This window comes from Bilophila sp. (assembly GCF_057864385.1).
Window position 1 is genome coordinate 1 of sequence record NZ_DBMAFI010000090.1, and the last position, 10795, is coordinate 10795.

The 10795-nt window shown below is 60.4% G+C and carries 8 protein-coding genes and 1 pseudogene; 5 read left to right on the forward strand and 4 right to left on the reverse strand.

The genetic code is table 11. The features are described from left to right. Nucleotides 1–665, reverse strand: a 665-nt coding sequence (locus tag ACZM8Y_RS16645; protein WP_489501904.1) for a hypothetical protein, incomplete at its 3' end; no start/stop codon positions are given. A gap of 128 nt (nt 666–793) precedes the next feature. Between ACZM8Y_RS16645 and ACZM8Y_RS16650 the strand changes: the two genes are divergently transcribed. Then, entirely contained in the window at nt 794–967 is a 174-nt protein-coding gene (locus ACZM8Y_RS16650) for a hypothetical protein (protein ID WP_489501905.1), read from the forward strand. Here the strand turns inward: ACZM8Y_RS16650 and ACZM8Y_RS16655 are convergent. The 3 genes and pseudogenes from ACZM8Y_RS16655 to ACZM8Y_RS16665 all read right to left on the reverse strand — a co-directional run. Next, a pseudogene (locus tag ACZM8Y_RS16655) lies at nt 968–1135 on the reverse strand (helix-turn-helix domain-containing protein); the annotation flags it as partial. Nucleotides 1136–1306: 171 nt separating this feature from the next. After that, complete coding sequence (locus tag ACZM8Y_RS16660; protein ID WP_487480163.1) at nt 1307–1807, reverse strand: hypothetical protein; 501 nt, start codon at nt 1805–1807, stop codon at nt 1307–1309. Nucleotides 1808–1810: 3 nt separating this feature from the next. Then, complete coding sequence (locus ACZM8Y_RS16665) at nt 1811–5077, reverse strand: sigma 54-interacting transcriptional regulator (protein ID WP_482334595.1); 3267 nt, start codon at nt 5075–5077, stop codon at nt 1811–1813. A 263-nt stretch (nt 5078–5340) separates the two neighbouring features. Between ACZM8Y_RS16665 and ACZM8Y_RS16670 the strand changes: the two genes are divergently transcribed. The 4 genes from ACZM8Y_RS16670 to ACZM8Y_RS16685 all read left to right on the forward strand — a co-directional run. Continuing rightward, nucleotides 5341–6576, forward strand: a complete 1236-nt coding sequence (locus tag ACZM8Y_RS16670) for an MFS transporter (protein ID WP_302554482.1) — start codon at nt 5341–5343, stop codon at nt 6574–6576. 16 nt (nt 6577–6592) lie between these two features. Further along, the gene (locus ACZM8Y_RS16675) at nt 6593–8239 is read left to right on the forward strand and encodes an amidohydrolase (RefSeq protein ID WP_482334347.1); all 1647 of its coding nucleotides are present in this window, start codon (nt 6593–6595) and stop codon (nt 8237–8239) included. Between the two features lie 114 nt (nt 8240–8353). Next, a complete protein-coding gene (locus ACZM8Y_RS16680) occupies nt 8354–9724 on the forward strand; it encodes a sodium/glutamate symporter (protein ID WP_479858472.1) in 1371 nt (456 codons plus the stop codon). 123 nt (nt 9725–9847) lie between these two features. Further along, nucleotides 9848–10795, forward strand: a 948-nt coding sequence (locus ACZM8Y_RS16685) for an outer membrane homotrimeric porin (protein ID WP_489501903.1), incomplete at its 3' end; no start/stop codon positions are given.

The following is a 10795-nucleotide window of genomic DNA, read 5'->3' on the forward strand; positions in this document are numbered from 1 at the left end:
GCACTGAAGACGCTTTCCCTACGGAACGTCGCGCCCATGCCTTTCAGGATTTCTCCCACTGAACGACACGGATTTCCGGCTTCCTTTCGGTCATTCAGCGGTGTTTCCCGCTGTCTCCGGTATTCGGCAGTCTGGCGGCGTTGCTTGTAGTCATGGAGAAATTCGACAATCCCCAAGGTATTTCCTGGTGGCACCTCATCCGCTGATGGCGCACGTTTTTGGGAATGCAGGTGCAGCCAGATGCCGAACGGCATGGCATCGTTGGCGACGGGTGGAAATTTTGTCGCGAACGCTTCAAACATGGGGCGTAGCCGAGTTTTGTTTGCAAGCCATGCCTCATGCTGACTCTGCTCACGTTCCTGCTGCATCCGCATTGCCCTCCGCAGGTCTTGAGTGCGTTCCTCGCCTGTCTGACCGGAAGGCCGCACCGGATCGAGCCAGCGTTGTCCGCGCAGCCAGTTGCCCATTTGCGGCACAAAGCGGCCCTGTTCGCGTTGCCAGCTTTCCGAGGAGGCAAAGCGTCGAATGGCGGCATGAAGTTCAGCCAAAGGCGGCAGCTCTCCGCTTCGCAGGAGCTGGAGCCAGGCCAGACGCGCGAAGCCCTTGGCCTCCTTTTTGGGGTACATAGCCCAGGTGGATTCAAAATCGGGAAGAGAAGAAGACACACCCCCGCCGCAGGCGTTCTGGCCATGCGGCGAACGGGACTGGCTGTTGTTTCACCGGGCGTATGGGGGAAAGGGGGGAGTATTTTTCTTTGTTTGCTAAGATTGGTTAAGTAGCCAAAATTTGCCTCATGGCAGCCAGCTCCTATCTGTTTGTTGGAAAAAGATGCCTCTTGCTTTTCAGCAAGCTCTTCAGGGCGCAAAAGGTAATAGACGGAAGAGCGATATTGCTCACACCTTATAAAAATGAGCTTTTCTTTGACAAGCTCGGCAAGGTAGTTTTTGACGCTGCTGATGCTGCATGAAAGTCTTTTTGCAAGCGTTGCCTGTGAAGGCCAGCAATGGTCTTTCTCTGAGGCATAGTCACATAAAAGTGCGTACATGGCTTTTGCTCCAAACGTAATGGACTTTTGCAAAACAAACTGTGGAAGAATTGGGCCGTAAATATTTCCCTTGGGGGTAAACGTCTCCATTTTTTTTTCCCGGCCCGAAAAAAGACAAAAACAGCAGATTCGTTGTTGACAACGAGGAACCTTACGGTTACTGTTGTTCTTACGTTACGTGCGTAAGAACTTAGTTCTGCATGAAGCCGTTGAGTTACCGCTCGACGGCTTTTTGTTTTTTTGGGGCTTGGCGTTATTTCCTCAATGGAATGTCCTCTTGAGGCGAGTTGACGAATTGTTCAAAACGTGGGCATCACGCATAACCGCAAGGGCAGCGCCGGGGGAGGCTTCCGGCATCTGCCCGGAGTACGGCGCGGTCAGTGGAGGCGCACGTATGCGTGGGAGGGCGTCTGGAACCGAAGAAAGAAGGACGTGGCCGTATATGAAAAAAACTCCCGCCGACCATGTGGGGCACATGGTCAGAAGGAGTTCTGTACGGAGAACAAAAAGGAGCAGACCCGAAAAAAACAGAAATTTTTCGGAAAAATTTTTGTTCTCAATAACTACGGTATATTCTTGGGGAAATGAAAGACGGCTGGCAAAAAATAGATAATAAAGGGCTATGCCACAGGAAATGGCTGATGCGTTATTTCTTGAAATTCCGAAGGAATAATCAATAACATACCGTAACCATAGCCCATCAACGGAAAAACTGGAGAAAGGGGTTGTATGTCCACCATACTGCGGAGATGAAACAACCACATCCTATGTCAGGGCCTTTGAGGAAGGACGGCTGATGGAGGCTCCCAGCAGCAGGTTGATGTTGCTTGGGGGATTCCAAACGGATAATGCTGAAGCCCCCTGAGCGTCAGCCAGCGGGAAGAGCGTAGAAAAAGGTGCATATCCGCCATACGGTGAATATGCAGTCAAATGCTGTACGGATAAAGCGAAGGCACCCTCGCTGGACATACTAATCCGATGTGTAAGGACTCTCTCTCTCTCTCTCTCTCTCTCTCTCTCTCTCTCTCTCTCTCTCGGTTTGATTCCGTACTGGCGCAGTTTCAGGTATAGGGTGGAGCGTTTCATGCCGAGCAGTTTTTCCGCACCGTTTTCGCCGCTGATGCGGCCTCCGGTTTTATTGAGGATGTATTGGATATACCGCCGCTGGAGCTCCTGAAGCGTGGGGGTGTCCGCGTAGAGGGAGGTTTCGGCGTGCGGGGAGGGCTCCTGCGTTTCGCGCTGCCCCCCGACGGCCAGATCAAAGGGGCCGCCCGTGTACAGGATGACGGCGCGTTCCACCGCATTGCGCAGTTCCCGGATATTGCCGGGCCACTGGTACTCGGAGAGGCGGCGCAAGGATTCCTTGTCCGGGCAGGGGATCTTTTTGCCGTAGCGACGGGAAAAATGGTCGGTGAACGCCATGATGAGCTCTTCCAGATCCTCAAGGCGTTCGCGCAGCGGCGGGATGGTCACGGGGATGACCGAGATGCGGTAATAGAGATCCTCGCGGAAGGTTCCCTCACGCACGGCACGGGGCAGGTCGCGGTTGGTGGCGGCGATGAGCCGGAAGGAGGAATGGATCTCCTTGGTTCCGCCAACGCGCATGAAGCGGTGCTCCTGCAGTACGCGCAGGAGCTTGATCTGCATGTTCATGGGGATGTCGCCCACTTCGTCGATGAACAGCGTACCGTTGTCCGCCAGCTCAAAAAAGCCGATTTTTTGCCCCGTGGCGCCGGTGAAGGCGCCTTTTTCGTGCCCGAAGAACTCGTTCTCGAAGAGGTTTTCGGAAACCGAGGCCGGGTGGACGGCGACGAACGGCCCTTTGCAGCCGCTGTGCCGATGCACGTAGTTGGCCATGACCTCCTTGCCCACGCCCGTTTCCCCCAGCAGGAGGACGGCGGCGTCCGTGGCCGAGACGACCTTGGCGCGTTCAAGGCACATGCGGAACGAGGGGCTTTTGCCCCACAGTTCAAGCCGCTCCTCCTGCGCCATCTTGGTGACGGCGTGGATCTGCCGCACTTCGGCGCGCATGCTGCGGGCTTCGAGCAGGCGGAGGGCATTCTTGAGCTCCGAAGCGCAGAACAGCCCGATACGGCCCAGATCCTCTTGGGCGCAATGGGGTATCCGGCTGGAGTGCGCGGAACTGTCCGCATAGAGCAGCCACGGGTTCCCGCCGGGAAGCCTGAAAGGGAGGCAGAGGATATCCAGCCCGTTCCGCTGGGACGCGAAAGGGGTTTTTTCGCGGATGCGCTCCCGGATCAGATCGCGGCCCGGAGCGAACATCCCGGAGGCGATTTCCGAACCGGAGAGGTTGCAGGAGCCGCAGCGGAGCAGGGTTTCCCCATCCATGCGGAAAAGGGCGGTGCGCTCGGCGCGGAAGACCTTACGCAGGCAGGCCGCGAGCTGGTAACAATATTCCTCAAGGGTTTCCCACTCATGGATGGAGCCCGCTTCACGGCAGCAGGCATCGAAGAGGGCCTCTTTCTGATCCGGCGAGGCCCATGTGGGGCGCTGCCTGTCGATGCCGATCCGGCTGAGGTGCTTGAGGGCTTCCTCCCTGGCCTCCTGCGCTTCCTCCTCACGTCCGAGGACGCTCAGGATCTCGGATCGCCGCCGTTGCCCAAACCCATACTCGATGGGCATGGCGGCGTCTTTGAGGGTTGCAAGGCTCGCGTCGAGCAGCTTGAGGGCTTCCTGCGGCGACGTGTTGCGGAGGAGGATGGCCTTAAGCCGCAGGGCATGCCCGCGCATCATCGGGCTGGGGCTCGTTTCGGCTTCGCGGAGCAGGGTATCGAGATCGATGCCCGGCAGCGGCGGGAAGCCGTGCTCGGCGTAAAAGGCCGCGAGCTCAAGAATCCAAAGGTAATTGTAGGACAGGGAGAAGGAGGGGTGGCGTTTGGCCTGCCGCAGGGCGTCGGCGAGCAGGTTGTAGGACATTTCGGCCCGATCCATGCGGGAATAGCAGAGCGCGATGGTGGCGAAGGCCCTGAGCATGAGCTTGGGGTTGGCGGCCATCGTCGTGCGGGAAACGACGGACTGGAGCGTTTCCAGCGCGTCGTCCTCGCGGCGCATGTAGGCGTAGAGGACGCCGAGGTGCTGGCGGCAGACCTGCGCGGACATGGCGTTCCCTTCCAGCTCCGCCGTGCTGATGGCGGATTTGATCATGCCGAGGGCATGGGCGAAGTGCCCGAGGTAGGTGGCGGAAGAGGCCGCCTGAAGCACAAGCTGCGACTCGAAGAAGGGCAGCACGGGCCTGTGGGTGCTCTTTTGGAGCATCTCGTAACATTCGAGCGCCTTCTGGAAGTTCCCGCGGATGAAGTGCATCACGATGAGGAAAGGGGTGATCCGGGTGTACAGCTCCTTGTCGTCCAGCGCCTTGAGCAGCTCCATGGCGGAATGGAAAATCTCGTGGGCCCGCTCGAAATGGATGGTGCCCGCAAAGAATGTGGCGGAAGCCTGCGCGAACCGGATAAGGACGAGGGTGCGCTTGTCCCCTGCGGAGGCGGCGTATCCGGCGGCCTTTTTCAGGAGGGCGGAGGAACGGGCCGCGTTCTTCATATAATAGAAGGAGGCGTCGTGGGCGGCGAAGCTGTATTGGATGAAGGAGCGGGCTTCCGGGGCGGTGAGCCTGCGGCTCTGCCACTGTTCGAGCTGGTTGAGGAGCAGTTCGAGGTATCCGGCGCTTCCGGCTATGTCCGCCTTGCGCATGAGGGCGCGCATGCGCTTCGTGCATATCTCGCATGCGGTTTCCGGCATTTGGGATTCACAGGCGGAGATGAGCTCTTCGAGGGGCGAACCCGTGTCGCGGAACAGGAAGCCCGGCAGGGTTTCCCGCAGGTATTCGGCCCCGGCTTGCGTCAGGCTCCATGTCTCGTCCCGCTGTTCCGCAAGGCCGTCGCTGGTCACTCTGTGCAGGGCTATTTCCGCCTGAGCCGCCGGGCACTCGAGCATCTGGATAAGGCATAGTGTCGAGCGCTCCTGCTTCAGGGACGACAAAAGCCAGAGAATCAAGAGTGATGTGGATTCTTGCATACCCGTGCGCTCCCCCTGTGGCGATTTGTCCCAAGGTAGCGTGCCGCCTGCGGTGCGTCAATGGCGCCGGGGCTTGTCTATTATAAATTCTGGACAAAACAAGTCCAAAAATTGGACGTATCCAAAAACTGGATATCCCCTCCCCCTCCCTTTTTCCGCGCCGCGCGCCAACAAGTCCATTCTTTCACTAACAAAATCCTTTTTCCTATAACGTGGCATGGAGCTTGCTCTTTGTAAGGCATCACTCGTTGAGGAGGCTCCGCGTGTTCTACGGATGGAAGTTGGCGACCATAGGTTCCTGCGGGAATCTGCTCCTTCAGGGAAGCGTGTTCTATACCATGAACGCCTTTATCGAACCCTTGGTCGATCTGCACGGCTGGAGCCGGGCCGGGATCGGCCTGAGCATGACGTTCGCGTCAGCCATGATGACGCTGAGCATGCCGATAGGGATTATGCTCACAAACAAGGTGAGCATCCGGCTCCTGATGACGCTGGGGGCGTTCATCGGCGGGCTCGGCTATATCGGGCTGGGCCATGTCGACGACATCCGGCTGTTTGCGGCGCTGTTCTCCATCGTGTGGGTGTGCGGGCAGATCTGCGGCGGCGTAGTCGCCACCATGCTGATGAACCGCTGGTTCGCCGCCTGCCGGGGCCGGGCCTTCGGGCTGGTCGCCATGGGGACATCCCTTTCCGGGGCGTTCCTGCCGTTCATAGCCCTCGTGCTTGTGGACACGTTTGGCGTCTCGTGGGCCTTCTCGGTGCTCGGCGGCCTCGCCTTCCTGCTTTTCCCCATCTGCTGGCGGCTTATCCGCGATACGCCCGAAGAGATCGGGCTGACCGTGGACGGGCTGGCTGCGGGGGCCTTCCAGCCCGGCGCGGAAGAGGGGAAGGTTGTCCCCATCGGTTGGCGCGAGCTCATCAGGGGCCGCCGGATGTGGATCATCGGCGTGTCGTTCGGCATCGGCCTGATGGCCGTCGGCGGGGTGCTGAGCCAGCTCAAGCCGCGCTTCGTGGACAGCGGCATGGGTTCGTATGCGGCTATGGGCTTCATGTGCCTGACCGCCCTGCTTGGGGCCTTGGGCAAATACGCCTGGGGCTGGGTATGCGACCGCACCACCCCGCTGTTCACCGCGAAGCTGCTGTTCCTGTGCAACGCGCTGTCGCTGGCCTGCATCTTCCTCCCCCAGAACCTGTTCAACGTGATCCTGTTCGTCGTGGGCTACGGCCTGTGCATGGGCGGCATCTGGACGGTGTTCCCCGTCGTGGTCGCCTACCTCTACGGCAAGAAGCAGTTCCCCCATGTCTATAAATATATTTCCTTATTTGTGGCGGTAAAGTCCCTTGGCTATGCGGTTGTCGGCCTCTCGCATGGCCTGACGGGGAGTTACAATACGGCGTACATCATGCTGATCGTGCTGCTGTTGGCGGCGTTCGCCGCGACGTCGACCATCCGGGAACATGAGGCCGCGGAAGGAAACGTATTTGCAACTTGTAACTGAGAGAGGAGATTTTCAGATGGCATCTGCAACACACGTATATCGCAACGGGACCATCCTGACTATGGATTCCGGAGGGAGTCAGGCGCAGGCGCTCGCGGTACGCGGGGGAACCATCCTCGCCGTCGGCACCGACGCGGAAGTCATGGCCCTTGCCGATCAGCATACGGTGGTTACGGATTTGCGCGGGCGGACGATGCTCCCCGGCTTCATCGACGGGCACAGCCACTTTGTTTCCGCCGGCCTCATGGCTGCCACGCAGATCGATCTCTCCTCGCCTCCGGTGGGCGGCGTGAAGAACATCGCCGAGATCAAGGAACTGATCCGCGCGAAGGCCGCCGAAACGCCGAAGGGCGAATGGATCCTCGGCTTCGGCTACGACGATACGGGCCTTGAGGACAAGCGCCACCCGCTGGCCTCGGATATTGATGAGGCCGCCCCCGAACATCCCGTGCTCCTGCGCCATGTGTCCGGCCACCTTTCCTCCTGCAACAGCCTCGCTCTGACGAAGGCCAACTATACGAAGGATACCCCCGACCCGGTGGGCGGCGTGATCCGCCGCGACGAGCACGGCAACCCCAACGGCGTTCTGGAAGAGCCCCCGGCGCGCGAACCCGTGTTCCGCCATATCCCGGCCCCCACGGAAGCCGACTGGATGGAAGGCATCAAGGCCGCCTGCGCCGCGTATACGGCGAAGGGCGTGACCACGGCGCAGGACGGCTTTACCGCCACGGGCGACTGGAACGCGCTGAAGCGGGCGCACGAGCTCGGCCTGCTCCGCAACCGCGTGCAGATCCTGCCCGGCGTGTCGCGCATGGACATCGACACGTTCAACACGCGCGTTTCCGGCACGCCGCTCACCGCCGACGGCAAGATCAGCCTCGGCGCGGCGAAGCTCCTCGCGGACGGCAGCCTCCAGTGCTACACCGGCTACCTGAGCAACCCGTACCACAAGGTCATCTATGATTTGCCCGAAGGCCCCATGTGGCGCGGCTATCCGATTGAACCGGAACAACAGTTCATCGAAAAGGTCGTGGGCCTGCACCGGCAGGGCTGGCAGCTCGCCATCCACGGCAACGGCGACGACGCCATCCAGATGATCCTCAACGCCTATGAAGAGGCGCAGAAGCGCTATCCCCGCGCCGACGCCCGGCACATCGTCATCCACTGCCAGACCGTGCGCGAGGATCAGCTCGACCGCATCAAGCGCCTCGGCGTGGTGCCCTCGTTCTTCGTCGTCCACACCTATTTCTGGGGCGACCGCCATTATGGGACGTTCCTCGGCCCGGATCGCGCCGAGCGCATCAGCCCGCTCCGCAGCGCCCTGAAGCGCGGCATCCCGTTCAGCAACCACAACGATACGTTCGTGACGCCCATCGATCCCCTGCTTTCCGTCTGGTCGGCCGTCAACAGGCGCACCAGCGGCGGGCGCATCCTCGGCGAAAACCAGACCATCCCGGTCATGGATGCGCTGCGCAGCGTGACCTCGTGGGCCGCTTACCAGGCCTGCGAAGAGCGCATCAAGGGCAGCCTTGAGCCCGGCAAGCTGGCCGACTTCGTGATCCTCGAAGACAACCCCCTGACGGTTGCCAAGGAAGCCATCAAGGATATCGGGATCTCCGCGACCATCGTGGGCGACGAAGTCGTCTACGGCTCGCTGGATTAAGACGCTCCTCCCTCGCCGCCGGGGTGGGGGGCAGCCCTTCCTCCCCTCCGCCCCGGCGTTTCCATAAACCGCAAGCCTTGACGGGCATACTGCAACAAAAAGCAAGGAACGAGTATGGAAAGCACGTTTTATCCTTATCTGGGCGCACTTGGCTGGATCGGCCTGTTTCTGTTGATCGGAACCGTTATCCGCGCTAAAGTAAAGTTTTTTCAGACCTTTCTCTTCCCCGCTTCGCTTATCGGCGGCATCCTTGGGTTCTTTGTCCTGAATGCGGGCTGGCTCGGCATCCCCAGTTCCACCGGCTGGAAGACGATCACCCCCGTGGTGTTCAGCACGATCACGTTCCACCTGTTCGCCTTCGGCTTCGTGGGCATCGGGCTTTTGCAGGCCAAGAGCGGCACCAGCGGTAAGGTCGTCGCACGCGGCGCGCTGTGGATCGCGCTCATCTTCGGGCTGCTCTTCTCGGTGCAGGCCATGGCGGGCAAGGCCACGTTCGACGTGTGGAAGATGCTGTTCGGCGGCGACTTCTTCACCGGCAATGGCTATCTGCTCGGCGCCGGCTTTACGCAGGGCCCCGGCCAGACGCAGGCGTACGCCAGCATCTGGGAAACCACCTATCAGATCGCAAACTCCCTGAACGTGGGCTTGGCCTTCGCCGCCGTCGGCTTCCTCGTTGCCGGTATCGTGGGCGTGCCGTTGGCCTTCTACGGCATCAAGAAGGGCTGGATCTCCATCCAAGGCGGCAAGCTCCCCGAATGCTTCCTGCGCGGCCTCATGGATAAGGGCGACAACCCCGCCTGCGCCCATGCCACGACCCACCCCGCCAACATCGACAGCGTCGCTTTCCACCTCGCCATCATGGCCGCCCTGTACGCCCTCGCCTACGCCTTCGGCGTGTGGTGGCTGTGCAGCATGCCCAAGGGCATCAACGGGCTCGGCATCGGCATGATTTTCGCGTGGGGCATGTTCTTCGCCATGATCGCCCGCAAGCTCATGGCTAAGTTCGGCATCATCCACCTCATCGACGGCGAGACGACCCGCCGCCTGACCGGCGCCACCGTGGACTTCATGATCTGCGCCGTATTCATGGGCATCGAAGTCCGCCAGCTTCAGGAAGTGGCCATCCCGTTCGTCATCGCGGTCGTGCTCGGCACCCTCCTTACCCTGTTCATCTGCCTGTGGTTCGGCCGCCGTTCCCCCGAATACGGCTTTGAACGCGGCCTGACGCTGTTCGGCTACTGCACCGGCACGGCGGCCTCCGGCTTGCTCCTGCTCCGCATCGTCGACCCCGACTTCGATACGCCGGTTGCCGTTGAAGTGGGCCTCATGAACGTGTTCGCCACCATCCTCTTCAAGCCGATATCATGGTCAATGCCGTTCGTCCCTGTGGAAGGCTTCCCCATGATGTGGATATTCATAGCCGTGACGGTCGTGACCCCCATAGCCATGTACTTCCTTAAGATGATTAAGAAGCCCTCTTTCTAGGGAACTCCGGGCGGCCTGAGGAGGGCCGCCCTTTCCCCGAAGCGGATCGCCTCTCGGCGTTTTCCCATGACGGCGGACAGCGGAATTGTCCGGCCTTAACCTCTAACTGGAAGGAAGGAATGTATGAAGCGCATCGTTACCCTGATCCTCGCCGCCGGCTTGATCCTCGGCGCAACCTCCGCTGCACAGGCGGTCGACTTCAAAATATCCGGCTTGATGCAGCACCGTGTGTCGTTCGCCGACCGCAATTTTGAAAAACACAACGGCGACGACAAGCTGCGGGCGGCCAGCCGTGTCCGTACCCAGATCGACGTGATCGCTTCGGAATCCCTCAAGGGCGTGGTGTACTTTGAAATCGGCCACCAGAACTGGGGCAAGTCTTCCGATGGCGCATCCCTCGGCACGGACGGCAAGCAGGTCAAGGTTCGCTACAGCTACGTTGACTGGGCGATCCCGCAGACCGACGCCAAGGTGCGCATGGGCCTCCAGAAATATACGCTGCCGAACTTTACCGGCATCGGTTCCCCGATCCTCGACGCCGACGGCGCGGGCATCAACATCACCAACCAGTTTACCGAAAACGTGGCCGCGAGCCTGTTCTGGCTGCGCGCCGAGAACGACAACGACCCTGATATGGCGAAACACGACTCCCACGACGCGATGGACTTCATCGGCATGACCGTGCCGCTGACCTTCGACGGCGTGAAGGTGACCCCGTGGGGCATGGGTGCCTTTATCGGCCATGACAGCTTCAAGGGGGAGAGCCAGTTTGATAGGAGCTTCCCCATGACGCAGGGCATGCTCCCCCTTGCCGGCAAGGGAGCGCTCGCGGACATCGTGGCCTCCAGCGATGAGGATCACGGCAGCGCATGGTACGGCGGCATCGCGGCTGACGTGACGTACTTTGAACCGTTCCATTTCGCGCTTGATGCCGCCTACGGCAGCGTGGATCTGGGGACGAGCAAGCTCAACGGCAGGAGCTTCGACGTGAAGCGTTCCGGCTGGTACGCCGCGTTCCTCGCCGAATACAAGCTGGAATCCTGCACCCCCGGCCTGCTGTTCTGGTATTCC